Below are 25,764 nucleotides of genomic sequence, written 5' to 3' on the forward strand. Positions count from 1 at the left end.
ATGACCACCCTGCTGGACAAGATCTGGGACGCCCACGTGGTGCACTGCGGCGCCGCGGGAAGCAGCGATCTGCTCTACGTCGACTTCCACCTGCTCCACGAAGGCTCCAGCCCGCAGGCGTTCGAGGGCCTGCGCCTGGCCGGACGCACGGTCCGCCGGCCCGACCTCACACTCGCCACCGAGGACCACGTCGTTCCCACCCGCGGCCTGCTGGGGCAGACCGGTGTGGCAGTGACGATGGTGGAGGCACTGCGGCGCAATTGCGCGGAGTTCGGAATCCCGCTGCACCGATCGGGCACGGACGGCCAGGGCATCGTGCACGTGATCGGACCCGAGCTCGGCATCACCCAGCCCGGCCGCATCATCCTGTGCGGCGACAGCCACACGAGTACGCACGGCGCGTTCGGTGCGCTCGCGTTCGGCATCGGCACCAGCCAGGTCGAGCACGTGCTGGCGACGCAGACTGTCGCGTTCGCCAAGCCTCGTGCCATGGCCGTGACGCTGCACGGCGCGCTGCCGGCCGGCGTCTCGGCGAAGGACGTGGCACTGGCCGTCATCGGCCGGATCGGCACCGGGGGCGCGCAAGGCCATGTGATCGAGTACCGCGGACCCGCCGTCGAGGCGATGTCCATGGAGTCGCGGCTGACGCTGTGCAACATGTCGATCGAGGCGGGTGCGAAGGCCGGCATGATCGCTCCCGACGACGTGACCGTCGACTACCTCCGCGGCCGGCCGTACGCACCGACGGGGCGCGCCTGGGACGATGCCGTCGCATCGTGGAAGTCGCTGCGCAGCGACGACGACGCCGAGTTCGACCGCAGCATCGACATCGATGTGACGACCTTGTCGCCGTTCGTCAGCTGGGGCACGAACCCGAGCCAGGTCGTCGAGCTGAGCGCGGCGGTCCCGGACCCGGCCGATACGCCCGATCCAGACGCACGCCGCGCCGCCGAGCGGGCTCTGACCTACATGGATCTCTCTCCCGGAACACCGATGCGGGAGATCCCGATCGACGTGGTGTTCCTCGGGTCCTGCACCAACGGCCGCATCGAGGACCTCCGGGCCGCCGCGCAGGTCCTCGAGGGCCGCGAGATCGCGCCCGGGGTGCGCATGCTCGTCGTGCCCGGTTCGGCCGCCGTCATGCGCGCCGCCGAGTCCGAGGGTCTCGACGAGGTGTTCCGCAAGGCCGGGGCAGAGTGGCGCACGGCCGGCTGCTCCTTGTGTGTCGCGATGAACGACGACTCCCTGGCGGCGGGGGAGCGCTGCGCGTCGACCTCCAACCGCAACTTCGAGGGCCGCCAGGGCCGGGGCGGCCGTACGCACCTGGTCTCACCCACCACCGCGGCCGCAACGGCGGTGACCGGCCGCCTCACCGCGCCGTCGAACCTGGGAACCCGATGAAACCGATTACCTCGATCACCGGTCGTGCGGTGGCGATCCGTCGTCCGAACATCGACACCGACCAGATCATCGCCGCCCGACACTGCCTGCGGACGACTCGGACGGGCTTCGCCGAGCACCTCTTCGCCGCGTGGCGGGCAGAGCCGGGTTTCCCGCTGGCCGATCCGGCCCATGCCGGAGCGACGATTCTCCTCGCGGGTGCGGACTTCGGTTCCGGCTCCTCGCGCGAGCATGCCGTCTGGGCACTGCAGGACCACGGTTTCGCCGTCGTCATCGCCACTCGCTTCGGTGACATCTTCGCCGACAACGCTGTCCGGTCCGGACTCGTTCCCGCCGTGCTGGCGGACGACGAGGTAAGCGGCCTGATGGACACCGTCGAGGCCGACCCGGCGTTGCCCGTCACCGTGGACCTCGTGTCGCTGACCGTCCGCGCGGCCGGGATCGAAGCCCCGATCCGGATGGACGCCGACACCCGGCAGCGGTTCCTGGACGGGCACGACGGCATCGACGTGACCCTCCGGCACGAGGCGGCCATCCGCGCGTACGAGCTCACGCACGTCCCCATCGCCAGGGCGTCGTGACTACCAACCAGAGAGGTGACCTCCATGACGACTGCACCTGCCGAACTGCGCAGGCTCTTGTCCGAGCCGGGCATGGTCCGCGCGCCCGGTGTCTATGACGGGATCGGTGCCCATCTCGTACGGCGGGCGGGCTTCCCGGTCGCCTATCTGACCGGCGCCGGGGCAGTGGCCGCCGGCTACGGACTGCCCGACATCGGTCTGGCCACCGCGACGGAGATGGCCGACCGTGCGGAAGTCGTGGTCGAGGCGAGCCGGCTCCCAGTGATCGCGGACGCCGACACCGGCTACGGCAACCCGATGCACGTCGTGCGGACGGTGCGGGCCTACGAGCGCGCCGGTGTCGCGGCGATCCAGCTCGAGGACCAGGACTTCCCGAAGCGCTGCGGGCATTTCACCGACAAGTCCGTCATCAGCGCGGACGACTTCGTCCGCAAGCTCGCCGCCGCCCTCGAAGCCAGGGAGAACGACACCGTCGTCATCGCCCGCACCGACGCGCGCGGACCGGAGGGACTGGACGAGGCCATCACCCGTGCCCACCGTTACGCGGCCGAGGGCGCCGACATGATCTTCGTCGAGGCTCCCCAATCGGTGGAGGAGATCGAACGCATCGCCGCCGAGGTCCAGGCCCCGCTGGTGTTCAACGTCGTCCCCGCGGGGCGGACACCCGCCGTCCCCGATGCGGACCTGGAGAAGCTCGGCTTCCGTATGGCGATCTACCCGGGGGCGCTGCTCCAGCCCGTCACGGCCGCGATGGCCGCCGCGCTGGTCGAGCTGGGTGGCGAGGATCCCCACCTCGGGGAGGGCCCGCTCGGCATATTCCGTGCGGTCGGGTTCGACGACTGGGCCGCGCTCGGCGAACGCTACCGCTGATCCGCTGCGACCACCGAAGGAGACCGTATGGGCATGACCATGGTCGAGAAGATTCTGGCCCGCGCCTCGGGCAGACCCGCGGTACAAGCCGGCGACACCGTGGTCGCCAAGGTCGACATGAACATCTTGATCGACCTCATGTTCACCCAGTGGCCCGATCCGCTGAGCATCGCCGATGCGGAGCGGACGGCCGTCATCCTGGACCACGCAGTCCCGGCTCCCAGCGTTGTGGACGCGAACGCGGCGGTACTCGCCCGTGAGTTCGCCGCGCGGTTCGGGATCGAGAGGTTCTTCGACGTCGGCCGGCACGGCATCTGCCACCAGGTGATCGCCGAGAACGCTCTCGCCCTCCCCGGGCAGGTGCTGACCTGCACGGACTCCCACACCTGCGCCGGCGGCGCCTACAACAACGCCGCACGCGGGCTGGGACCCGTCGAGATCATCTCGATCCTGTGCACCGGGGAGACCTGGTACAGCGTGGCGCCGACGATCCGCTATGAGCTCACCGGCGCGCCCGCTCCCGGGGTCACCGGCAAGGACGTCTTCCTTCACCTCGCCGGGACCTGGGGAGACGCGACGAACCACACGTTGGAGTTCGGTGGGCCGGGGCTCGCCTCGCTGCCGATGAACGACCGTCGGACCATCGCCACCCAAGGTGCGGAGGTTTCCGCCGACTTCAGCGTCTTCGAGTTCGACGAGCACTGCGCCGCCTACCTGGCCGAGCACGGGGCCCCGGACTCGTTCACCCCCGCCGCCCCGGACCCGGACGCCGCGTACGTCGCCACCCGCACGATCGACCTCGGCGCCCTCGTGCCGTACGTCGCCCGCCCGGGCAAGGTCAGCGAGAACGCGCTTCCCATCCCCGAGATCGAGGATCGTGCGGTGCAGCAGTGCTTCATCGGCTCCTGTGCCAACGGCCAGCTCGAGGACCTGCGCATCGCCGCCGAGATCCTCGGCGGCCGTCAGGTCGCGCGGGACGTCCGGCTGATCGTCACACCCGCCTCGCAGCAGGTCTACCGGGACGCCGTCCGCCTCGGGTACGTCCAGGCCCTCGCAGATGCCGGGGCCGTGGTCACGAACTCCACGTGCGGCGCCTGCTTCGGCTACCACATGGGGGTCCTCGGCGCGGGCGAGGTCTGTCTGACCTCCAGCACCCGCAACTTCCGCGGCCGAATGGGCAGTCCGGACGCCGAGATCTACATGGCCTCCACCGCGACCGTGGCCAGCTCCGCCGTGATCGGACGCATCACCGACCCGAGGAAGGCCCTGGGATGAGCCACACGATCACCGGCCGGACCTGGGTGATCGGGGACAGCGTCGACACCGACGCCCTGTACCCCGGTTTCGCGATGCGCCTGCCCGTCCCCGAGGCGGCGACACATGTGCTCTACGACCTGCGCCCCGGCTGGTCCGCGCAGGTCCGCCCCGGCGACATCCTGGTGGCAGGCCGCAACTTCGGCATCGGCTCGAGCCGTCAGGTGGCGGCGTTGTTGCGCCATCTCGGCATCACCGCACTCGTCGCCGAGGACTTCAACTCCCTCTTCCACCGCAACGCGATCAACCACGGCCTTCCCGCCGTCACCGTACCCGGCGTCAGCAACCTGGTCACCGAGGGAGACGTCATCACCCTCGACCTGGAAGCCGGCCTGCTCCGAAATGCAGACACCGAGCTCGCCTTCAGCCCGGTCCCGCCGATGATGCTGGAGATCCTCGACGCCGGCGGACTGCTTCCCCGCCTCGTCGCCGCCGGCTATCTCGCCGACCCGTCCGGAAAGGGCTGACCGTGAACCTGGCCATCAACCTGGTCGCGTCCGCCCGCTCGCAGCCCCGGCACCCGGCGATCAAACTGGACGGCCACGTCCTGGATTACGCCGCGCTGCACGCTTCCGCCGCAGCCGTGGCCGGTGACTTGCGCGAACGCGGTGTGGAGCCGGGCGACCGGGTCGGCCTGGTGCTGCCGAACGTGCCCGCCTTCCCGATCGTGTTCTACGGTGCGCTGTTCGCCGGCGCGGTCGTGGTCCCGATGAACCCGCTGCTCAAGACACGCGAAGTCGAGTACTACCTGGGCGACTCGGGCATGAAGGTCGTCTACGGCTGGGACGGCTCTGGGGACGTCGTGCCCGAGGCGGCCAAGGCCGTGGGGATCACCGGGATCGTCGTCCCGGCGACCGGCCCCACCGAGCTGAGCGGCACCCCGATCGAGGAGCCGGTCGAGCGCGCGGACAACGACACCGCCGTCATCCTCTACACCTCCGGCACCACCGGGCAGCCCAAGGGCGCGGAGCTCACCCACCACAACCTTTCCTCCAATGCGGCGACCATGGCCGAGACACTGATCGAACTCGGCCCGGACGACGTGATCATGGGCTGCTTGCCCCTGTTCCACGTCTTCGGTCTCACCTGTGGGCTCAATGCCGCGGTCCACTCGGGAGTCACGCTGACGCTGATTCCGCGGTTCGATCCGGCCAAGGCGCTGGAGGTGGTGTCCCGTGACCAGGTGACCGTGTTCGAGGGTGTGCCCACCATGTACGCGGCGATGCTGAACTGCCCCGATGCGGCGACTGCCGATATGTCCTCGCTGCGCACCTGCGTCACCGGGGGCTCCGCGATGCCCGTGGAGATCTTGCGTAGCTTCGAGTCCCGGTTCGGCTGCGAGGTCTTCGAGGGCTACGGCCTGTCGGAGACCTCGCCGGTCGCGTCGTTCAACCAGCCCGGCCATGAGCGCAAGGCAGGCACCATCGGCTTCCCGGTACGCGGTTGCGAGATGCGCCTGGTCAACGACGACGGCGAGGACGTCCCGGTCGGCGAGCCCGGGGAGATCGCCATCCGCGGCGAAAACGTCATGAAGGGCTACTGGAACCGCCCCGAGGCCACCGCCGAAGCGATACCGGACGGTTGGTTCCGCAGCGGCGACATCGCCACCAAGGACGCGGACGGCTACCACACCATCGTCGACCGCAAGAAGGATCTGATCATCCGCGGCGGCTACAACGTCTACCCCCGCGAGGTCGAGGAAACCCTCTACCAGCACCCCGCCGTGGCCGAGGCCGCGGTGATCGGGATCAAGCATCCCGATCTCGGTGAGGAGATCGGCGCCGCGGTGGCCCTCAAACCGGGCGCCGAGGCGGACCCGGAGGAGCTCAAGAACTTCGTCCGGGACCGTCTCGCGGCGTACAAGTACCCCCGTTCGGTCTGGCTTGTCGACACCCTCCCGAAGGGATCCACTGGCAAGATCCTCCGCCGCAAGGTTGAACCCGCAGACTGACAGAAGGTGACGGGTTCCTGGAATCCTGGCGGAGGCGGAGCAGGGACCCGCTGGACTTCCCGTGCCAGCTTCACCCCACTCACCCGCTCAAACCACCAGCCCGACCCGCTCCAAGGTCCATAAATCGGCCTCGAACCCGTGCGCCTGGGCACCCTGCTCCAACGCGGCCCGCACCTGCTCGACCTGGGCGTCATCAAGCTTGGGCGGCCGCCCCGTGGCCGGAGACCGCCGCAGCGCCGCGGCCCCGCCCTGTTCCCACTGGCGCTTCCACCGCCGCACGCTCTCGGGACGGACCCCCAGCATTCCCGCGATCTGCGCATGGGGACGCCCCTGCTCGAACAACTCCACCGCCCGCATACGTCGAGCCTCGGCCAACTGCGGTCGCGTCAGCGGCGGAACGCAGACTTCGGAAACAACGGACTGAAACTCGGAAAGCAGCCAAGATACTCACACCGCACAGTGCCCTACACCCACAGAACTAACGAAAACCTCAGTAGTACGGCTGAAGGGGTTGGACTATCCGTTGTGTGCTTCGAACTCGGTTGCCAGCGTCTGTTGGGTGGCCGCCCACGACGCCAGGAGCGCTACATTGTCAGCGGTCGGTGTGCCCGCGGGTGCGGTGTAGACGTTGAGGTGCAGGCCGGGTTCGGCGGGCAGTTCCAGGGACTCGACGTCCAAGTCGAGCTGGCCCACGATCGGATGGTGCACCCGCTTGCGGCCGGACCGGTGCAGCCGCACGTCCTGAGATGCCCACCGCTGCCGAAATAGCTCACTGCACGTTGACAGTTCGCCGACTAGGGAGATCAGCTCCTCGTCGTGCGGATTGCGGCCGGCTTCCATGCGTAGCTTCGCGGCCGCGGCACCCGCAACTTGGTCGTAATCGACAAAGAAATCTCTGGCCGCCTCAGGGTTGAGATAGACGAACCGCGCTGTGTTCGCGGGCCGTCGCGGGTCGGCCAGTACCGGTGAATACAGCGCGCGAGCGAGTTGATTCATGGCGAGCACGTCATAACGGCCGTTACCGATCCAGGCCGGCGCATCGGAAATCGCGTCGAGCACCTGCTGCAGCGTCGAGCGCACCGTCACGGCAGGCCTACGCCGGCGTGGGCCGCTGGGCGCCCTGGATTGGCGCGCGAGGTGGAACAGGTGGTCGCGCTCGGCCTCGTCGAGTTGCAAGGCAGAGGCCAACGCGTCGAGTACGCCATCGGAGGCACCGGCGAGGCTGCCGCGCTCCATGCGCACGTAGTAGTCGACCGATACCCCCGCCAGTAGCGCTACCTCCTCGCGGCGCAGACCTTTGACCCGACGGTTGCCGCCGTAAGCGGGCAGGCCCGCCTGCTCCGGTGCGATGCGGGCGCGACGCGAACTGAGAAACTCCCGGATCTCGGTGCGTAGATCCATCGTGGCCATCCCCTCACCGTAAGCCCGTCCCGCAGTCTAAGGGGTACCCGATGCGGTCGTCGCGGTGCCGCCGTCTACCGGGATGATGGTGCCCGTGAGGTAGGAGCCGGCCCGGCTGGCGAGGAACACGGCGATACCTGCCATGTCGTCGTCGCGGCCGAGGCGGCGCAGAGGGGCCTTCGCCGCGATCTTGTCGCCGATGGCATCGAGCGTGGACGCCACCATCTGCGACGGGAACACTCCCGGTGCTACCGCGTTCACCGTGACGTGCTGTGGGCCCAGTTCCCTGGCAAGCACTCTGGTGAGTTGATGGAGTGCCGCTTTGCTGCTGGCGTACGAGTAGTTGGGCGCCTCGGCGACGTGGATGGCGGCGATACTGCCGATGTTAATGATCCGCGCGGGGTCATCGGCGGTGCCCGCCCTGCGAAGTGCGGGAAGCAGCGCCTGCACCAGCCAGAACGGCGACTTGAGGTTGAGGTCGATCACTGCGTCCCAGGCTTCGTCCGGGAACGTCTCCAGTGGTGCGAGCCACAGTGCTCCCGCGTTGTTGACAAGGATGTCCAGGCGTTCCGAGTCGGCCTTGACAAGATCAGCGAGGCGCTGACACTCGTCGCGCCTGGACAGGTCGGCGGGGATTGCTTGAACGTCGCCGAATTCGGACAGTAGATGCTGTGCCTCCGCGCACGCGTCTGCCTTGCGTGAGCTGATGACGACGCGGGCGCCCGCCTGCAGAAGGCCGCGCGCTATCATCATCCCAATGCCCCTGGTGCCGCCAGTGACAAGTGCGCACTTCCCACTCAGATCGAAAAGTTCTGTGTGAGTGGTGAATTGGTTGTCCGCCATTGGTCTCCGTCCCTTTTGTCGTGGAAGAATGCGCCGACACGGTCGCGCATTCGGGGCAGCTGAATTGAACTGATGGGGTAAAGCTGCAGTGCGTGTCCATGGAGTGTTGTCGGCGCTTTCGACTCAACCAGTTTGACAGGCGTTTTGGACGTCTGGGAGACCCTGGTGATACAGGTACTGTGAGAGCCCCCCTTTCCTGGTGCGCTGACTCACCCCGGATCCACCGGCTTGATTCCCGGTTGATCGTTTCGGGGTCGTGCAGGCCGTGTTGGGGCTGAGTCGCGGATTCGGCATGGGGTGGCCGATGGTCTGCCCAGCTCTTCCACTTTGTCCACAGGTCTCGGGCCCTTTCGGGCAGGTCGGTCAGGGAGCGTCAGTGGGCCGGCGGTGCATGCACCGTGCTGAACAGCTGGGTGAAGTCCTCGCTCCAGGGCCGGCGTTCGGACAGGTGCAGGGTGAGGCGGCGGGCGGAGCGGGACAGGCGGGCGGGCACGTTGATCAGGCGGTCACGGATGGTGGCGGTGGTCGCCCTGGCATGGAACGCGGAGGCCAGGGCGCCGGCGGCGCGGGTCAGGTTGTGTGCCAGGGCCGCCAGGGCGAGCCACGCGGCATTGGCCTGACATCAGTTTCGCCGCAGGGAAGGCGCCGGTGCCGTCCTCCGAGGCGGGCAGCCGGACGTGCTCCCCGACCAGCGCGGGCAGACCGCACCGCTCGGCCAGCCGCACCACCGGCTCCAGCCCGCCGTACGCGATCAGGTTTGGATCATCGAACGCGGATGAGACCGCCGCCGCGGCATGGGGAGATTGCATCTCGGAAGTGCCTTGCCGATCGTGCCTGATGTGGTCCTGGAGAAACCCCATCATCGCAGGTTGCAAGGCACTTCTTCGTTTCTGGAAGAGCCATCCACCGGCATCAGGCCGGTGGAAAGGAGGCCATCACCACGATCCACTTAGTATTGCAACCTACCCGGCCCGAGACTGAGCGGGTCCCGTGAAGCCCAGCACCCGGAGGCCCTGCCGTGTCCACCCCCGTCCCACATCTGCGGCGCAGCCTGCGCCGCTTCGACATCATGGCGATGGGCGTCGCCGCCGTGCTCTCCTTCGATACCCTCGGACAGATCGCGTCCGGTGGCGGCGAGGCCGCTACCTGGATCGCCATCATCGCGTTGGGCTTCCTCGTCCCGTACGCCTTGATCTTCGCCGAGACTGGCGCGGCCTTCCCCCAAGAAGGTGGGCCGTACGTCTGGGTGAAGCTCGCCCTCGGCAGGTCGGCGGCGGCTGTGACCACCCTCTTCTACTGGGTCACCAACCCCATTTGGCTCGGCGGCTCCCTCGCTTTCATCGCCGCCGAGACCTGGGACGGCTTCGTCTTCCGCCTCGGCACCGGTACCTTCGCCGACTACGCCTTCAAGCTGCTGTTCATTTGGGCGGCCATCCTCACCGCCGTCATCTCGCTGCACCGCGGAAAGTGGATCACCACCGCGGGCGCAGCGATGAAGGTCCTCGCCATCATCCTGTTCACCGGCACCGCCCTCGCCTACGGCACCGAGAACGGCTTCCACGGCCTCGACAGGACCTCCTTCAGCCCGACCAGCGCCGGTTTCCTCGCCCTGGTACCGGTGCTGCTCTTCGCCTACGTCGGCTTCGAGGCGCCCAACGCCGCCGGCGACGAGATGCACGACCCGCAGCGTGACGTCCCGATCTCCATCGGAGTCTCGTGCCTGATCGCCGCCTGCTGTTACCTGCTTCCGGTCCTCGCGATCCTGTCCGCCGCCCCGCCTGGACAGGCCACAGGCATCGGGGGATTCATGGACGCAGCGCGCCTCGTCTACACAGGCGTGTACGGCGGTTGGACTGAGCCGCTGCTCACGGCCACCGCCGTATTGTTCGTCTTCGCGCTGCTCACCCAGGGCAGCGCCTGGATGATCGTCAGCGACCGCATGCAGGCCATGGCCGCCGCCGACGGCGGTTTCTTCAGCCGCGGCCTTGGAGCCTTCCACTCACGGCTCAGCACCCCGGTCCGTATGAACCTCCTGTCCGGGATCACCGCGACGGCCTTCATGATCGCCGCTATGACCCTTGTCCACGGCAGCGCTGCCGCCGTCTTCAACGTGGTCCTCGCGGTCGCCATCACCACTCTGCTGCTCTCCTACCTCACCATCGTGCCGGCTCTGCTCATCCTGCGCGTACGCCACCCTCAAGTCACCCGCCCCTACCGAGTGCCATTCGGCACGACCGGTTTCAAGGTGTATGCCGCGCTCACCTACGGCTGGATCGTGCTCGGCTCCTGGGTGGCCCTGTTCCCGGGCACGTTGGAGTCCCTGTTCGGCGTCAGCTACGACTTCCACGACACCTGGGGCGTCTCGCGTACCACCTTTGAGGTGTTCACCCTCGGCACGGTTGTCCTGCTGCTAGTCATCGGCATCGCCGGATACGCCACCAGCCGGGGCCCGTCGGCCCTCACCTCCGACCGTTCGGCCAGTCGCCCGGTCAGCATATCCGGCGGTTCGCGAGAACATTGACAGCTCCTGCCAGCCCCTGCGGGGGCGGCTGGTCACCGGCATGGGCGATGTGCAGACCGTCGGGCTCGGTGGAGCAACTGCCACTGGGGGCGAAGACTTGATGGCAGAGCTGGTGAACGTGAGTGCGGACGAACCGGGGGTGCCGCTGACGGAGTCGGACCCGATGCTGCTGCTCCGCACCTCAGGCACTACGGGCAGGCTCAAGAGGACGTTCCGGTTGAAGGCGGGATAGTTCATGGGTTATGCCAAGTTATGGACGTTTCGCCGGTTGCTCGTTTCGCGAGGTTGGAGATCACCGCAAGGCGGATCATGCTCTCGGAGTGCGCCGGTTTGGTCTCGTAGTCGCGGGCGAGGCGACGGTGCGTCATGATCCATTCGAAACTTCGCTCGACGACCCAGCGCCGCGGGATCACGGAGAAGCCTTTGACCTGCTCGTTTCGCGGGACGACGTCGACGTCGATGCCGAGCAAGGCGCCGTGCTCGATCGCCTTCTTCTTGTAGCCGGTGTCGACCCGTGCCTTGCTGATGGTGGGGTGGTCGGCGGCGACGCGGCTGAGGAGCTGGATACCGGCCTCGTTGTCCGAGACGCTGGCGGCAGTCACCATGACCAGCAGTAACAGGCCGAGGGTGTCGACGACGACGATGCTGCGTTTGCGGCCGACGGTCTTCTTGCCGGCGTCGGTGCCCTGGGTGTCGGTGGGCGCGCTGGTAGCGGTCTTGACGCTCGCCTCGCCAGGTTCTCAAGACTCCGGAGGGTAACTCATCACAAGGATCGCGCGCCCGCTGTCCCGGCCGGCCGCGTATACGTGTGTGACACTGCCGGTGAAGTAGGCCGTGTCACCCGCGTGGAGAGTGACGAGATGGCCTTCGGGCCCGCACAGCACCTCGCCGGCGACGCAGTGGACGACTTCCCGTGTTCCCGCCCCGTGGGGCTCGCCCTCGAAGTGCGTACCGTCGGGCAGGTCGAGTTCGAACACTTCGGTTCGGTGATGCGAGGTGTCCGTGTGGAGCAGACGGCCCCGCATACCTTTGGCCGACTTCACCACCGGCCCTTCGGAGGCTCGCAGCACCCGGACGGGTGCTGGCTCTGGGCCCTCGATGAGTTGGCCGACACTCAGTCCCAGTGCGTGGCCCAGGCGCCACATCGTCTCGAGCGACGGATTGCCTTCGCCCGCCTCGATCCTAGCCAAGCTCGTCTTGGACAGCCCCGTCGCCCGGGCGAGGTCTCCGAGGGAGAGGCTGTGAGCCTCACGGTGGCGGCGGACCGTGTGGGCGAGGTTCTGTGCATGGGCGGTTATGGACTGAAGCTCCATCGTTCCCTTCATTGAACGATTCGGACCATATATGTTACACCTGTTGTGGGGCATCCGCTGTGACAACCGAGGAGTGACCCACATGACGAATCATGCCGCACGTATCCAGGGGTGGCTGGAACCGCGGGCTGAGGAGGTGGCTGAGCTCCTGGCGCGGCTCGTGGCGACGGCCACTTCGAGGTGGTGCCGGATCAGGACCGCAAGCAGTTCATCGCAGAACGCCGCGACGGAAGGATCATCGGCCGCGGCACTGCGGATATGAAGGGCGGCATCGTCAGCATGCTCTACGGAGCCGCTGCCGCCAAGGAACTCGGACTGCTCGGCGACGGCCGCGTCGTGCTTCACCTGGTGTGCGACGAGGAGACCGGCAGCGTCGCGGGATCCGGCCACCTGCGTCAGGCGGGGCTGATCGACGAGCGAGCCGTCGCCATGGTGACGGGGGGGCCGAGCGGGGGCGGGATATGGCACGCGGCCCGAGGGGCCGTCTCCCTGCGCGTCGACCTCAAGGGATGTGAAGCACACGTCGGCCAGGCCAACAAAGGCATCAACGCCTTCCAGCACATGCTGCACGTGGCCCGCCCGGTCGAGGCGTACGCCGAGGAGATGGCAGCCCGGCACACCCGCTTCCCGATGAACGGTGACGACGCGCTCGGCACCATGCTGGTAGTGGGCGGCCTGTCCGGTGGCGGGTCGAACTTCAACGTGATCCCAGCGTCCGTCTACTTCACCGTCGACGGCCGTTACAACCCTGAAGAGGACCTCGACATTCGCTGGTACGCCCAGCTCGGCATCCCCGCGTTCGGATACGGCGCAGGGCGCCTTGACGTCTCACACGGCCCGAACGAGTACGTCGACGAGAGTGCGATACGTCGCGCCGCCGCCGTCTACGCCCTTTACGCACAGGAGATGCTTGCGTGATACCTCCTGCTCTCACCGCAGTCGTCATGGCGCGCGCTGCCGAAGCCGGCAGTCCCCCGCTCGTGCTGGAGGCGGGGCCCGGCCAGATCGTCCGCATCGGCGGACGGGACCTGGTGAACATGGCATCGTGTGACTATCTGGGGTTCGCCCGGCACCCACGCGTGGTGGCCGCTGCACGCCGCACCCTGGAGGACTGGGGACTCGGCAATGCTGCGGGCCGCGTTCTGAGCGGCAACACCGTCCTGCACCGGACGCTGGAACGCCGCATAGCCTCGTGGGTCGGCTGTGAGGACGCCGTCCTGCATGGGTCCTGCTGGAACGCCAATGCTGCGGTCTTCGGCGCGCTGGCGGTGCTGGCGACCCAGGCAGGCAGTACCCTCACGGTCTTCTCCGATCGCCTCAACCACGCCAGCATCATCGATGCCATCCGTGCCCAGCACCGCAGGGTCTCGCATCTGGGGCTGTACAGCCACCACGACACAGCGGATCTGCGCCGCCAGATGCAGGAGCATGCGCACTGCGACGTCAAGGTGATCGTCACTGACGGCGTGTTCAGTATGGAGGGCGACCAGGCGCCGCTGACCGCATTGCGCGACCTCGCGAACGAATTCGACGCGCTGCTCGTCGTGGACGACTCCCACGGCATCGGCGTCCTGGGCAGGCAGGGGCGAGGCACCGCAGAAGAGCAGGACTGCCTGGGCGATGTCGACCTCATCAGCGGGACACTGGGCAAGGCGCTCGGCGGTGCGACGGGCGGCTTCGTTGCGGCGTCGACCGACTTCACCAATACACTGCGCAGCCTGTCGCGCCCCTACACCTTCTCTAACAATCCGCCCCCTGCCGTCATCGCCGGTGCGCTGGCCGCTTTGGACATACTGCAGGAGGACACAACTGCCCTGCATACCCTGCGCGTTCGCACCCGACAGCTACGCGAAGGAGTCGCGCGGCTCGGGCTTTCCACCTATGCCGGGGAGCATCCCGTCGTGCCTGTGATCACCGGAGACGAAAAGCGCACTCAAAGCCTCGCGCAAAAGCTCCGCGACGAAGGCGTCTTCACGACACCCATAACCTTCCCCGTGGTACCCGCTGGTGAAGCGAGGCTGCGACTGCAGGTCACAGCCACTCACTCCCAGACCGCCATCGACCAAGTGATCACTGCTCTGGAGCGCCACCCGGTTCCGCAGACTCTCGCGTGATTCGGTGGGTCCGCGGTGACGCCTTCACCATGCAGGCGATGCTGTCACAGACTGCGGAGCCATCGGTCCCCAGCTGCCTGACGGGCTCGGCGTTGCAAGCGGCAGTGGCGCAGCAAAGTGGGCATGGAACGGTTGATGTGCGGTCGCTTCTTCGACGTGCTGAGGTTCCGCACGGGTTGCTGATCTCCTCGGATAGTTGTCGGGGGTGGTGACGTGTTGTGATCCCTGCGGTAGCCGGTGGTATGCGGTACGCGCAGGGCGGCGGGCTGACCGCGGAGCGGCGGCGGTTTCGGGAGCGGATCCGGTACGACGTGGGTGAGCGGTCCGCTCGCGGCGAGAAGAACGCGGTGATCGCGAAGGATCTGCGGGTCAGTGAGCGGTCGGTGGAGCGGTGGCGCCGGTCCTGGCGCGAGGGAGGACGGCAGGCACTGAGTCCTACGGGACCGGCCAAGCGGCCCAAGGTCGACGACCGTGACTTCGTCATACTCGAACCACTGCTGCGGTGCGGCGCGAGAGCTCAGGGTTGGCCGGATGAGCGGTGGACGCTCTCGCGGATGCGGCTGCTGATCGCAGACCAGCTGGGCGTGTTGTTGTCGGTCCGCGGGGTGTGGGAGTTGCTGCGGCGGCACGGCTGGTCATGTCAGCGGCCTGCGCGTCGAGCGGTCGAACGCGACGATGCGGCGGTGGAGGGATGGGTGAAGGAGACCTGGCCGCGGGCAAAGCCACTGCGGCGGCGCTCGGGGCATGGCTGGTCTTCGAGGACGAAGCCGCCGTCTCGACGACGTCGCACCGCGCACGCACCTGGGTGCCCAAAGGGGGCACACCGACGGTGCGGTTTAACGGGGCCTGGGCAGCGGTGCGGTCGCCGACATCCGCGGCGGTGACCATGACGCCCAGCAGCAGGCCGAGGGTGTCGACCACGACGTGCCGCTTGCGCCCGTTGATGTTCTTGCCGCCGTCGAAGCCGCGGCTGTCGGTGCCGACGACGGCGTCCGCCTTGACGGACTGCGAGTCGATCACGCCCGCCGTCGGCTCTGCGTCCCGGCCCAGCCTCATCCGGACCTGCGCGCGCAGCCGGTCATGGAACTCCTCGACCAGGGCGTGGTCGCGCCAGCGGCGGAAGAAGGCATATACCCGTTCCCACGGCGGGAAGTCGGCCGGCATCGCCCGCCACTTGATCCCGTTGTCCACGAGATACCGGACTGCGTCCAGCAGCGCGCGGTGGCAATACCCTTCCCGCCGGCCGCCCCGCCCGCGCATCCAGCCCGGCACCGGCAGCAGCGGCCGGACCTCGGCCCACTCCCAGTTCGACTGCCACCCCTCAAGATCGAAAAGAGGGGGAAGATGGTTGTCCAGTCCCAGTGTTCGGCGATGGCGCGTCCGGTCGGCACTGCGAGGACCAGGGATGCCGTGATGCCCATCACGACGGTCGAGACCGCGCGTGCACGGCGCTCGGCAGGCGCGAGGCGCACCGCGAGGCCCAGTGCTGTGACGACGATGAGACCGGTACTCGCTGCCATGACGACCCGGAGCGCCATGATCGTCAGTAGGGTGGGGCTCTGCCAGGACGCGATGTTCGTGGCCGCGAAGACGAGCAGAGCTGCCGATATGAGGAGGCGCCGTTCGACTCGCGCCGTCATCACGACAAGAACGGGCGTCAGCAGCCCGTACGCGAGAGCGAAGACGGTGACGAGCTGGCCTGCGGTCGCCTCATTGACTCCGAGCCCTTGGGCGACGAGGTCGAGCTGTCCCGTCAGGACGTATTCGGCGACTCCGGCCGTGAACGTTGCACAGGAGAGCACAGCGGTGATCAGCGGGGGACGGTGTTCTCCCGGGTTTCCAGGGTTGCGCATGGTGCTCAATTTCGTTTCGTAGAGGAGTGCTTGGAGCGCGCCCGCCGGGCGCTGGTAGGGACGAGGGGCCCCGTGGCTGTTGGAACCAGATCGTTCGTTTCAGCCACGAGGCCCCTCGCCCTGGCGGGCCGCTTCGGATCGCCGACCTCGGCGGCCAGGCGCCGGCTACAGGTACGTGGCCAGGAACGGCAGGACGACGTCGGCCATCTCGTCGGGTACTTCCTCTGCAAGGTCATGGCCGGCGTCGAAGGTGTGTCCGGTGACGTCGTGGGCCATGAGCCGCATCTGGGACTCGTTGCGGTCGCCGATGAACGCGGATCCGCCGAGGGCGAGGACCGGGATGTCCAGTTTCTTCTGTGCGGTCTGCCGGTTCTGTTCGGCGTCGACGAGCATGGCCCGGTAGATGGAGAGCATCGCGCGGATGCCGCCGGGCATGGAGTAGCAGCGCACGTATTCGTCGACCGCGTCGGGGGTGGCGCTGTCGGGGTGGCTGCGCTCGTACTTGATCATGTAGGTGATCAGCTCGCGCTCGTGTCCGGCGATCAGCATCTCGGGTATGTCCGGCTGGAAGTAAAAGCCCAGGTGCCACAGGTGCATGCCGCTGGAGACATTCTCGGGGGTGAGGGCTGTGTGGTCCTCGAAGCCGAATCCGGGGAACAGGGCCTCGGCGAACACGAGAGCGGTGACGTGGTCGCGGTGGCGGGCGGCGAGCTGGTAGCCGATCACCGCTCCCCAGTCCTCGCCCGCCACGGCGTATGTCTCGTGTCCGAGGTGGGTCATCAGCTCGGCGATGTCGTCGCTCATCGTCGCGGAGTCGTAGCCGTCCGAGGGGCGGGCGGAGTCGCCGAGACCGCGAAGGTCCGGCACGACGACGGTGTAGTGGGGCGTGAGCTTCGGGACGAGGTGGCGCCAGTGGTAGCCGGTCTTGGGCACGCCGTGCAGGAGCACTATTGCGGGGCCGGACCCGGCTGTGCGGTAGTGCAGACTCGTTCCGTTGACGGTGGCGCGGCCCGTGCGGACGGGCGTTCCGTCATGGTCGTACATCATGTTTTCCCACCTTCCTGGTGTCCTTCGCGATGCGGGTGTCAGCGGGCTTGCGGAGGGTCGACGAGGGTCACCAGGCGGCTCGGTCCGGTGCCGTCCGCGTTTGTCCGGGCAGCGGAACGGACGGCGGGGCGCAGGGTGACGTTCTCGGGGTAGAGCCGGCCGAGCAGGGCCAGGACGACGAGGTCGTCCTGGCCGGTGGCGTCCAGGGTGACCTCGCCTGCTTCAGACCACACCAGTCCCGGTGCGCGCAGGGTCGTCCACACGTTCGCGGTGCGGGGCGAGTCGTCGACCGGTGCGTCGCCCGCGGCGGGGTCCGGTCGGTGGGCGTAGCGGTGGCCGCGCAGGGCCTGGCCGAGGTCGACGCGGGCGGTGGTGCCGTCATGGGCGATCTCGATGCGGGCGGTGCGGGTCCCGTCGGCGACCGGCGCGGTGACGGTACGGGCGGAGAGCGGGCCGGTGGTCGTGGTGGCGGGCGGCAGGTCCTCGACGAGGGTGCGGGGTGCGGCGTAGTAGTCCTGCACCTCGGCGACATACGTGGCGGTTTCTTCGGTGGTCGGGTTGGGGCGCCAGGTCAGCAGGTGCCGGGGTGCGGTCAGGGGTGGCTGGTCGAGGACGGCGGGCAGGGCGGTGCCCCCGCCCGCCTCGAAGCCGTAGCCGGCCGGGCCGGAGGTGCCGGTGACGACGTTGCGAGCGAAGGCGACGATGCTGGTGTGCCGGATCTGGCGGACCAGGAGTTCGGTGAGGAACGCGTCGCGGGCCGGTTCGGTGTGCCGCAGTCCGGTTGGGGTGATCAGGAGCGGGACGTCTTGCCAGTTGGTGAAGGGCAGCAGGGCGTCGCGCAGCAGGACGATCTGGTGGAGCCACTCGTTGTAGAGCTGCATTGTGACGGGTCCGCCGCGTCGGCCGCGGAGCAGATCGGCTGCGGGAGGGGTGAGCAGGTGGCCGTAGCAGTGGCTGCGGACGACCAGCGGGCCGGCGGGCAGCGGTACCGGATCGGTGAGCAGCCTCTCCAGTGCCTTGGCGGACCATGAGGCGAGCTCCTGGCCGATGGTCTCGGCCTGCGCGCCCAGTTCGCGGGCTGCGGAGGCGGTGTCGGGGCCGATGGCCAGCGAGAGGGAGGTCTCCCGGGTGCCGAGGGTGAGTGTCGCACGGATCTGGTCCTCCAGCACCTCGCCGTCGGCGGTGGTGAGGGCGTTGTCATCGATGATGCCCTGCAGCAGTGGCTCGGTGGCGGTGAAGAAATCGCGGGCGGTCAGGGTGGCGCCGGCCGCGGGGAAGGTGTTCCAGCGGCTGCCGCCGAGAGCGGGCGTACTCGGGGTGGGTGCGGGGTGCATGGGTCCTCCGAAGTCTTCGATGAAGCGGTGGTGGGTGTCGTCGGACTCCGTGCCCGCGCGGGATCCGACGGCTTTTCTGGATCGCCTGATACAGATTTTGGGCATGGAAAAGTCAGTCGAGGGAGGCCAGCGCGACTTCCACGAGGGGTTCGAGGCTGCGGACGTCCGGCGTGATCTTCGAGGAGACCAGCAGTCCATTGAGGAAGGTGACGAGGAAGGCGGCGAGGGTGTGCGGGCCGTGCCGCGTCGCGATCTCGCCCCGCTCCGCCGCGACCCGCAGCACCTCGGCGAGCGCATCCCGGCTGGCGTCCTGCATGTCCCGCACGGTGCGCCGGGTCGCCGCATCCTCCGGCAGGCGCTCGCAGGCGGCGTTGACTACCAGGCAGCCCCGGCCGTTGTCCTCCACGGCGATCCGGACTCGCTCGACCAGCATCGCGCGGATCGCCGACCGGGCGTCCGTCCCTTCCTCCAGGCTGCGCAGGGCGGCCGCCGCGAGGGTAGTGCGGTAGTGCTCCAGCGCCGCCCGGTACAGGCCCTCCTTGTCGCCGAACGCGGCATACAGGGAGCCCTGCCCGATTCCCAGGTGCTGCGTCAGGTCGCGCACCGAGGTCGCCTCGTAGCCGCGCGTCCAGAACAGCTCCATCGCGCGGCTCACCGCCGCCTCGGTGTCGAACTCCCGGGTCCTTGCCATGGCCCCACCGTAACCTATCTGGATCGCACGCTCAAGAATGCGGAGACGGCGGCCAAGGTGTGCCGAGGTGCGGTGATCTTCAGCCCCGGACGGCCCCATCGCCGTCATCGGCACCCTTGCGGCCGTATGCCCGGGTTGTCGATCTGCTCACATCCCTCTCTTGCGCGCCATGCGAACACGGAGCAGCGGTCATGCCACGGGAATCAGCATTTTGACGAACACCATGGCGCGTATGTTGGGTGCGCCGCCGGCCTCTCCCAGCAGGGCTCCGGAGTAGGAGTGCCCTACGAGGAACCACGCCACTGTCCGGATGCGGCCGATCTTGTCGGAGACATACCCGAGCACTACGTTCGCGACGATGTTGCTCAGTGTCGGCGTCCCCCACACCGTTTGTCATTCGGGGGTGGACAGCCCGCTCGGCGGGACCGGATCTTGTCCTTGCCAAGTTGGCGTTCCAGCACGGTGATCTGGTGGCGCAGGGCGAGGATCTCGACGTCCTTGTCTCGATCGGCCATGGGCAGCAGGCGCAGCATCGCGAACGCGTTCGTCACGCCCAGGTAAGTCAGTCGCAGCAGCACGATCGATCATCATGACGCGCTGACGGCAACTGCGCGAGAGCGTGAGCTCGAGCGACCGCGGCCAGATTTCGGGAAACCCGAAGAACCGTTCCCACCAGGGCGGATGAGGTTTCCGGCAAGGGCAGGTGTACGACCCCGAGCACTCTGCTACAGAGTGGTACGGCTCGTCGCGGAGAGTTGTCGCGCGGCTGGGGGTCAAGGGGTCGCAGGTTCAAATCCTGTCGTCCCGACTAGCGTTTTCGCAGGGCGGAGGCCGTTTCCGCAGGTAGCGGAAGCGGCCTTAACCGTTTCCCGGATGGGAGCAATGGGGAGCCCTCGTGCTCCCAACTCGCAGACGTGTCAACGGTGCCCGATTCGTCCGTCGCCCGATCCGGTAGACATGCGGTGCCGTACCGCGCCCCTGTGTGCCTGAAGGGTGTCAATACTCCGATCAGGCCGCTGAGCTGGGCGTTTCCTGTGGACGGTAAGGCGGCCGGGGTGGCGTCGGGTGGTACTCGTTGAGCAGTCCGCCGAGCACTTGGCGGCGCCTGACCGTGGCTGCGGGCAGGAGGATGACGTTCGGGTCGTCGTCTGGGGCACGTAGGTCCAGGCCGCGGTGGGCTCGTCCGGCGTTGTAGTGCTCGGCGTACTGGTCGAGGACCGTCCGCAGGTGTCGTCCACCCGTGATGAGGAGTCGGTCGGTGCATTCGGCCCGGGCTGTGCGTATCCAACGTTCGGCGAACGTGTTGGACCGTGGGCTTTGCGGCGGAGTCGGGATGGCGGCTGTGCCGTTGCCGGCGAAGACGGCGTTGAATGCGGCGGTGAACTTGCTGTCCCGGTCACGGATGAGGAACCGGAAGCACCAAGCCCTGTCGCCGAGGTCCATGAGCAGGTTGCGGGCGAGTCGCGTGACCCATGCGCCGCTAGGGCGTGCGGTGACGCCCAGGACATGGACGCGCCGGGTGGCAATCTCCACAATGAAGAACACATAGAGACGCTTGAGGAAGACAGTTTCCACGTGCATGAAGTCGCAGGCCAGCAGCGTGTGGGCCTGGGAGCGAAGGAAGGAGCGCCAGGTCTGCTGGGATGCGCGTTGCGGTGCGGGCGGCAGGCCGGAGCGGCGCAGAACGCGCCGGATCGTCGCGGCGGCGACCCGATGGCCAAGCCGTCGCAGTTCGCCTTGGATGCTGACGTATCCCCAGGTGGGGTTCTCTCTCGCCAGGCGCTGGATGAGCCCGACTGTCTCTTCCGGTAACGGTGGCCGACCGGATCTGACCGCCCTCTGGCGCCATTTCCAGCGCACGAGTCGACGGTGCCAGATCAGCAGCGTGCCCGGGGTGACCAGCCGATGGCGACGTAAGACGGGTGGCAGGTGCTTGGCGAGAGCGGTGAGCACGGCACGATCAGCCCATGAGAGCCGCGGCCGCCGCTCGACCTGCCGACGTAGCACAGCGGCCTCATGACGAAGGGCAAGGATCTCGGCGTTCTTCGCGGCGGTCGAGCGGCCCACCAGGAGGAGGCAGCTCAGTAGTCGGCAGAAGATCAGGTAGAGCAGTCGCAGACCCACGATCACTGATCAGGCCCATACTCGGGCGATCGCAAAGCCCCAGGTCAACCACAGTAGGGGCGAAGATGACCAAGCTCGCCGATCGTGGCTGGCTGTACAAACGGCCCGACGGGAAGTTCACCGTGCGCCTGCAACAGCGCCACAACGGGGGCGGCAAGGGGCGTAACCGACGGGTCCCCGACGGAAGTTGAGGTTGGTGCGGGCGGCTCCGCGCGCCTCAGGGGCGGGTCGGGGCGCATCAGCATAGGGACCGGAACGGCAGATCGGGCAGGTATTGCTGCCATTGCTGCGGTGTAAGGGCGTTGTGGGTGGTGACGCAGACCCGTTGGACGGCTACCCCGACGCTGACGCGCGTCAGCTGAAGGGTGCGGTCGTCGGCGACGGTTGCCAGGACACGCCCGTTTGGGCTGAACGCCGTGTCGTTGACGGGTCCGCCGTGACCGGTCAGGGCCGAGCCGATGGCGGTGGCATGTTCCGGATGAGATACGTCCCACAGGCGCACGGTCCGGTCGTCGCCACCGGTGGCCAGGACACGCCCGTCTGGGCTGAAGGTGAGGGAGTCGACGAAGCTGGAATGGCCGGTGAGCGGCTGGCCCGCCCGTGCGAAATGGGCAGAGTCGGTGACGTTCCACAGCCGTACGGTGTGGTCGGCGCTCGCAGTGGCGAGGGTATGACCGTCCGGGCTGAAGGCTGCGGCGCGAATGCCGCCGCTGTCGGTTTGTACGGCCGGCCGGAACAGCCGGGGCTGTGCCGGATTCGACGTGTTCCACAGACGGAGCGTGTCATCGGAGCCCGCGCTGGCCAGAACGTGTCCGCTCGGGCTGAACGCCAGCGCCTCGACGCTGTCGGTGTGGCCCTGCAGGACGCCCAGAGCACGAGCACGCCCCGGATCGGTGACGTTCCACAGCCGTACGGTGTGGTCGGCGCTCGCGGTGGCCAGCACGCGGCCGTTCGGGCTGAATACCACGCGCATGACCGGGCCCTTGTGGCCGCCCAGCACCCGCAGGCGCCTGGCTCGACGGGGGTCGGTGACGTCCCACAGGCGCACGGCGCCGTCGGCTCCGGACGTGGCCAGCACGCGGTCGTTTGGGCTGAAGGCCACGCTGGAGACGGTGCCCTTGGTGCCCGCCAGCGCAGCCAGTGCTCTGGGAAGCGCGGGATCGGTGACATCCCAGAGCTTCGTGCCCTGGTCGCTGCCCCCGGTAGCCAGAAGATGACCACTGGGGCTGAAGGCGACGGCGTCGAGGGGACCTGGCGTAGCCAGACGAGTACCGGGAAGATGCCACAGTCGTACCGTGTGATCACGGGAGGCACTGGCGAGCGTACGGCCGTCCGGGCTGAAAGCCAGCCAGTAAACGTAGTCGGTGTGACCGGTCAGCGGTTCGCCGAGGGCCGATGGATGGCGGGGGTCGGTGACGTTCCACAGCCGTATGGTGTGGTCGGCTCCGGCGGTGGCGAGGGTCTGTCCGTCGGGGCTGAACGCCACGGCGTACACGGAGTCGGTGTGGCCGGTCAGCGCAGGGCCCAGAGGGGCGGCGTGCGTGGGGCGGGACACGTCCCAAAGGCGCACGGTGTGGTCATCGCTGACACTGGCGAGCGTGCGTCCGTCAGGGCTGAAGGCGACCGCGTAGACCGTGTCCTTGTGGCCCTTCATCGGAGAGCCGAGAGGCTTGGGCTCGGCCGGGTCCGCGATGTCCCAAAGGTGAATGGTGTGATCGTGGCCGGCGCTGGCCAGCACGCGCCCTCTCGGGCTGAACGTCGCCGAGGCGACCGCCCCCACATGGCCGGTCAAGGCGTGACCGATGGGCGTGGCGTGCTCGGGGTCGGACACGTTCCACAGCCGCAGCGTGTGGTCGTAGCTCGAGGTGGCGAGGATCCGGCCGTCGGCGCTGAACGACACGGAGAACACGTAACTGGTGTGCCCCCTCAGGGTCGGGCCCCACACCGCGGGATGAGCGGGATCGGTGACGTTCCACAGCCGTACCACCCGGTCGCGGCCCGCGGCCGCCAGAGTGCGGCCGTCGGGGCTGAAGGCCAACCAGTACACCCAGCCGATGTGGTCCCTGAGGGGTTTGCCGAGTGCTCTGGGGCGGGCGGAGTCGGTGACGTCCCACAGGCGCACGGTGCCGTCGGTGCCCGCGGTGGCCAGGGTGCGCCGGTCAGGACTGTAGGCCACGGCGAAAACGGTGTCGGTGTGGCCGGTCAACGTGGTCGCGAGGGGCGTGTTCTCGGTGCTGAGGAGCCTGGTGTAGAGCTCGGGTGAGGGCCGCAGCCGGTAGGCGGCCAGGCTGAGACGCGCGGCCAGCGAGGTGTCGTTGCTCTCCACCTGCTCGGACCGGGCCGTGATCTCGCGGGATATGGCAACATCACGCTCCGCCCGTGCGGCGCCGCGCTGCTGGAACGCGACGACGGCGGCCGTTGAGGCCAGTACCGCCAGGACGGCCAGTACGGCGACTGCTGCTCGGCGCAGGTGACCGGCCCGGCGTTGCTGCCGGAGGGACGCCCACAGGAAGTCCTGGACCCGTTCACTGAGAAGGAGGTCGCTTCGGTGACGTTCGGCCCATTCGGTAGCTGTGGCCAGCTGACTGCCGCGGTAGAGCAGGCCCGGATCCTTGTGCTCGCGCTCCCAGGTGGTTGCGGCTTCCGTCAACCGCTGATGGGTGAGCAGTCCTGCCCGGTCCTCGTTCAGCCAGCCGGCCAGCCGCGGCCACGCTTGGAGCAGTGCCTCGTGGGTGATCTCGACGGTGTCGGTGTCCAGTGTGACGAGGCGGGCCTGGGCCAGCGCGTCCAGAACGGCCTGGGTGCCGGGGTGAGCGAGGGCGTCCAATTCGGCGCGCGCGACACGTCGTTTGGTGTCGTCGGCCCCCTCGCCGAGGACGACGAGCCGCAGGAAGACGGCGCGGGCCAGGTGCTGTTGCGAAGGCGTCAGGCCGGCGAAGACGGTTTCGGCCGTCTGCGCGAGAGCATGTCGGATACCGCCGGCGGCTTCGTAACCGGCCAGGGTGAGGGTGTTGCCGCGTCGGCGCCGCCAGGTCTCGCGCAAGGCGTGCGAGACCAGCGGCAGGGCGTTGGGCTGGCCGGTGGCATCGGCGACAACGCGGGCCAGCAGCGGGGTTTCGACAGTGCAATCGGCCTGTACGGCGGGTTGGCTGATGGCCCGGCGCAGTTCGTCGGTGGTCATCGGGCCGACAAGCAACTGGGCGTCGCGCAGCGCCTCGACAAGCTTCGGGTGTTCGGAGCAGCGGGCGTAGAAGTCGGCCCGGACGCCGATCACGACGCGAGTGCGGCTGTTGGCAGCCTGGGCTGCGGTGGTCAGTGCCTCGATGAATGCGGCCCGTTCTCGTGTGCTGGTGCAGAGAGTGAAGACCTCCTCGAACTGGTCGACAATCAATAGGAGTTCGCTGTCCTCGGGCCGGTCGGCGAGGATCTGCAGAACGGTCATGTGCAGGGCGCGGGGCTTTTCCTGTAGGTCCTCGGACAGGGCGGTGGCTGATCCGCCGCTCAACGCGGCCAGTCGTGCGGCGCACTCCTCCAGCGGGTGGGGGCCTGGGACGAGCAGTACCATGCGCCATTCGCCCTTCCCCGCTGTGATGGCATCGGCCCTGGGCAGCAGGCCGGCACGCAACAGGGACGACTTGCCCGAGCCGGAGGCTCCGAACACAGCGAGGAAGCGGTGGTCACGGACGCGGGTGACCAGGTCGTCGGTCAGGCGTTCGCGTCCGAAGAACCGTTCGGCGTCTTGCGGCTGAAACGGCGCGAGCCCCGCGTAGGGGCTCCGGCGTTCGTCGTCGAGGGAATCGAGCGACGCCTCGGCCGGTTCCTCGGCCGCCAATTCCGCGGCGGTCGACCGCCACCGAGTCTCCCACTCGGCCGGATCACCGTCACAGGCCCGTACGTATGCGAGGGTGACGGCCAGGCTCGGCAGTTTGCGCCCCGCGGCGGCGTCCGCGAGGGTCGTGGACGAGTAATGCGCCCGACGGGCCAACTCACGGTAGGGCGGACTTCCCGCCTCGGCCCGTAATCGCCGCAGGTCGGCCGCAAAGGCGGTCAGCACGCCATCGTCGTCCGCCAACGGACGCTCGGCTCGTGGCACCCATACCTCCCCTGGATAAACAGATCCGGCTCATTGTCCGGAGCTTGTTGTCCGGCATCCAACCCCCGATTCCGGACAACAAAACAGCAGTACAAACAAGGGCAGCAGCCGACTGCGGTCTTCGCTCCGCCGACTCACCTCGGTCTGTCGGACGACCGGACGCCAGCAGGATCCGGAACAGGATCTGGACCACGGAGAAGGGTCAACGATGAAGAAGCTCGCCGCTGTCACGTCTGGTGTGCTCACCACGGCGCCCGGCAGTCGCGACGCCAGGCGCAGGCACAGCCGGTGCGAACACGCGTGGAGCAGCGGG

At 68.2% G+C, this 25,764-nt stretch carries 21 protein-coding genes and 4 pseudogenes; 11 read left to right on the forward strand and 14 right to left on the reverse strand.

Features of this window, described 5'->3' with window-relative positions; translation table 11 throughout:
- From leuC to KHP12_RS40610, 6 genes are read left to right on the forward strand one after another with little or no spacing between them, the layout of a single operon-like run.
- On the forward strand, positions 1 to 1,401 hold the full coding sequence (leuC, locus tag KHP12_RS40585; protein WP_086882647.1) for a 3-isopropylmalate dehydratase large subunit: 1,401 nt from the start codon (positions 1 to 3) through the stop codon (positions 1,399 to 1,401).
- Positions 1,398 to 1,982 carry a 3-isopropylmalate dehydratase small subunit gene (gene leuD / locus KHP12_RS40590; protein ID WP_086882646.1) on the forward strand — a complete coding sequence of 195 codons (585 nt, stop codon included), beginning with the start codon at positions 1,398 to 1,400 and terminating at the stop codon, positions 1,980 to 1,982. The genes leuC and leuD overlap by 4 nt, the downstream gene beginning before the upstream one ends.
- A gap of 24 nt (positions 1,983 to 2,006) precedes the next feature.
- A complete protein-coding gene (locus KHP12_RS40595; RefSeq protein WP_086882645.1) occupies positions 2,007 to 2,852 on the forward strand; it encodes an isocitrate lyase/PEP mutase family protein in 846 nt (281 codons plus the stop codon).
- 27 nt (positions 2,853 to 2,879) lie between these two features.
- The gene (locus KHP12_RS40600) at positions 2,880 to 4,127 is read left to right on the forward strand and encodes an aconitase/3-isopropylmalate dehydratase large subunit family protein (RefSeq protein ID WP_086882644.1); all 1,248 of its coding nucleotides are present in this window, start codon (positions 2,880 to 2,882) and stop codon (positions 4,125 to 4,127) included.
- Positions 4,124 to 4,633 (forward strand): LeuD/DmdB family oxidoreductase small subunit, encoded by a 510-nt coding sequence (locus KHP12_RS40605; RefSeq protein WP_086882643.1) that lies wholly within the window; start codon positions 4,124 to 4,126, stop codon positions 4,631 to 4,633. The genes KHP12_RS40600 and KHP12_RS40605 overlap by 4 nt, the downstream gene beginning before the upstream one ends.
- A gap of 2 nt (positions 4,634 to 4,635) precedes the next feature.
- Positions 4,636 to 6,117 (forward strand): long-chain-fatty-acid--CoA ligase, encoded by a 1,482-nt coding sequence (locus tag KHP12_RS40610; RefSeq protein WP_208653059.1) that lies wholly within the window; start codon positions 4,636 to 4,638, stop codon positions 6,115 to 6,117.
- Between the two features lie 87 nt (positions 6,118 to 6,204).
- Here the strand turns inward: KHP12_RS40610 and KHP12_RS40615 are convergent, their stop codons facing one another.
- The 4 genes and pseudogenes from KHP12_RS40615 to KHP12_RS40630 all read right to left on the reverse strand — a co-directional run.
- Complete coding sequence (locus KHP12_RS40615) at positions 6,205 to 6,474, reverse strand: helix-turn-helix domain-containing protein (protein WP_107471785.1); 270 nt, start codon at positions 6,472 to 6,474, stop codon at positions 6,205 to 6,207.
- A 159-nt stretch (positions 6,475 to 6,633) separates the two neighbouring features.
- Positions 6,634 to 7,527, reverse strand: a complete 894-nt coding sequence (locus KHP12_RS40620; protein ID WP_086882641.1) for a helix-turn-helix transcriptional regulator — start codon at positions 7,525 to 7,527, stop codon at positions 6,634 to 6,636.
- Between the two features lie 27 nt (positions 7,528 to 7,554).
- Positions 7,555 to 8,361, reverse strand: a complete 807-nt coding sequence (locus KHP12_RS40625; RefSeq protein ID WP_086882640.1) for an SDR family oxidoreductase — start codon at positions 8,359 to 8,361, stop codon at positions 7,555 to 7,557.
- A 373-nt stretch (positions 8,362 to 8,734) separates the two neighbouring features.
- Positions 8,735 to 8,977 (reverse strand): annotated as a pseudogene (locus KHP12_RS40630) (transposase); the annotation flags it as partial.
- 402 nt (positions 8,978 to 9,379) lie between these two features.
- On the opposite strand from KHP12_RS40630, the gene KHP12_RS40635 reads away from it, so the two are divergent.
- On the forward strand, positions 9,380 to 10,882 hold the full coding sequence (locus tag KHP12_RS40635) for an APC family permease (RefSeq protein WP_244202914.1): 1,503 nt from the start codon (positions 9,380 to 9,382) through the stop codon (positions 10,880 to 10,882).
- Positions 10,883 to 11,115: 233 nt separating this feature from the next.
- On the opposite strand, the pseudogene KHP12_RS40640 reads toward KHP12_RS40635, so the two are convergent.
- Positions 11,116 to 11,607: pseudogene (locus KHP12_RS40640) on the reverse strand (transposase); the annotation flags it as partial.
- A gap of 15 nt (positions 11,608 to 11,622) precedes the next feature.
- Positions 11,623 to 12,195 carry a helix-turn-helix domain-containing protein gene (locus tag KHP12_RS40645; RefSeq protein WP_167442564.1) on the reverse strand — a complete coding sequence of 191 codons (573 nt, stop codon included), beginning with the start codon at positions 12,193 to 12,195 and terminating at the stop codon, positions 11,623 to 11,625.
- 180 nt (positions 12,196 to 12,375) lie between these two features.
- Here KHP12_RS40645 and KHP12_RS40650 point away from each other — a divergent pair, with 180 nt between their 5' ends.
- The 3 genes from KHP12_RS40650 (at position 12,376) to KHP12_RS40660 (ending at position 15,193) form a co-directional block, all read left to right on the forward strand.
- Positions 12,376 to 13,113: a M20 family metallopeptidase gene (locus tag KHP12_RS40650; protein WP_308289529.1), complete on the forward strand. Its 738-nt coding sequence runs from the start codon at positions 12,376 to 12,378 to the stop codon at positions 13,111 to 13,113.
- A 26-nt stretch (positions 13,114 to 13,139) separates the two neighbouring features.
- The gene (locus tag KHP12_RS40655) at positions 13,140 to 14,309 is read left to right on the forward strand and encodes an aminotransferase class I/II-fold pyridoxal phosphate-dependent enzyme (protein ID WP_211834295.1); all 1,170 of its coding nucleotides are present in this window, start codon (positions 13,140 to 13,142) and stop codon (positions 14,307 to 14,309) included.
- A 242-nt stretch (positions 14,310 to 14,551) separates the two neighbouring features.
- Complete coding sequence (locus KHP12_RS40660; protein WP_308017066.1) at positions 14,552 to 15,193, forward strand: winged helix-turn-helix domain-containing protein; 642 nt, start codon at positions 14,552 to 14,554, stop codon at positions 15,191 to 15,193.
- A gap of 4 nt (positions 15,194 to 15,197) precedes the next feature.
- Here the strand turns inward: KHP12_RS40660 and KHP12_RS40665 are convergent.
- The 7 genes and pseudogenes from KHP12_RS40665 to KHP12_RS40690 all read right to left on the reverse strand — a co-directional run.
- Positions 15,198 to 15,569: pseudogene (locus KHP12_RS40665) on the reverse strand (transposase); the annotation flags it as partial.
- A 125-nt stretch (positions 15,570 to 15,694) separates the two neighbouring features.
- Positions 15,695 to 16,162 (reverse strand): annotated as a pseudogene (locus KHP12_RS53600) (MFS transporter); the annotation flags it as partial.
- A gap of 165 nt (positions 16,163 to 16,327) precedes the next feature.
- Entirely contained in the window at positions 16,328 to 17,209 is an 882-nt protein-coding gene (locus tag KHP12_RS40670) for an alpha/beta fold hydrolase (RefSeq protein ID WP_167442562.1), read from the reverse strand.
- 38 nt (positions 17,210 to 17,247) lie between these two features.
- Positions 17,248 to 18,543, reverse strand: coding sequence for a hypothetical protein (locus KHP12_RS40675; protein WP_167442561.1), 1,296 nt, complete (start codon positions 18,541 to 18,543; stop codon positions 17,248 to 17,250).
- 112 nt (positions 18,544 to 18,655) lie between these two features.
- Positions 18,656 to 19,234 (reverse strand): TetR/AcrR family transcriptional regulator, encoded by a 579-nt coding sequence (locus KHP12_RS40680; protein WP_086882635.1) that lies wholly within the window; start codon positions 19,232 to 19,234, stop codon positions 18,656 to 18,658.
- 365 nt (positions 19,235 to 19,599) lie between these two features.
- On the reverse strand, positions 19,600 to 19,812 hold the full coding sequence (locus tag KHP12_RS40685; RefSeq protein ID WP_086882633.1) for a hypothetical protein: 213 nt from the start codon (positions 19,810 to 19,812) through the stop codon (positions 19,600 to 19,602).
- A gap of 430 nt (positions 19,813 to 20,242) precedes the next feature.
- Positions 20,243 to 21,358, reverse strand: a complete 1,116-nt coding sequence (locus KHP12_RS40690; protein ID WP_086882655.1) for an integrase core domain-containing protein — start codon at positions 21,356 to 21,358, stop codon at positions 20,243 to 20,245.
- 65 nt (positions 21,359 to 21,423) lie between these two features.
- Between KHP12_RS40690 and KHP12_RS52580 the strand changes: the two genes are divergently transcribed.
- Positions 21,424 to 21,549 carry a hypothetical protein gene (locus KHP12_RS52580; protein ID WP_281429938.1) on the forward strand — a complete coding sequence of 42 codons (126 nt, stop codon included), beginning with the start codon at positions 21,424 to 21,426 and terminating at the stop codon, positions 21,547 to 21,549.
- A gap of 47 nt (positions 21,550 to 21,596) precedes the next feature.
- Here KHP12_RS52580 and KHP12_RS40695 read toward each other — a convergent pair whose 3' ends face one another.
- Positions 21,597 to 25,451: an nSTAND1 domain-containing NTPase gene (locus tag KHP12_RS40695; RefSeq protein WP_208653058.1), complete on the reverse strand. Its 3,855-nt coding sequence runs from the start codon at positions 25,449 to 25,451 to the stop codon at positions 21,597 to 21,599.
- Between the last annotated feature and the right edge of the window lie 313 nt (positions 25,452 to 25,764).

The sequence above is a fragment of the Streptomyces asiaticus genome (assembly GCF_018138715.1).
In the GTDB taxonomy this organism is placed as follows: domain Bacteria; phylum Actinomycetota; class Actinomycetes; order Streptomycetales; family Streptomycetaceae; genus Streptomyces; species Streptomyces asiaticus.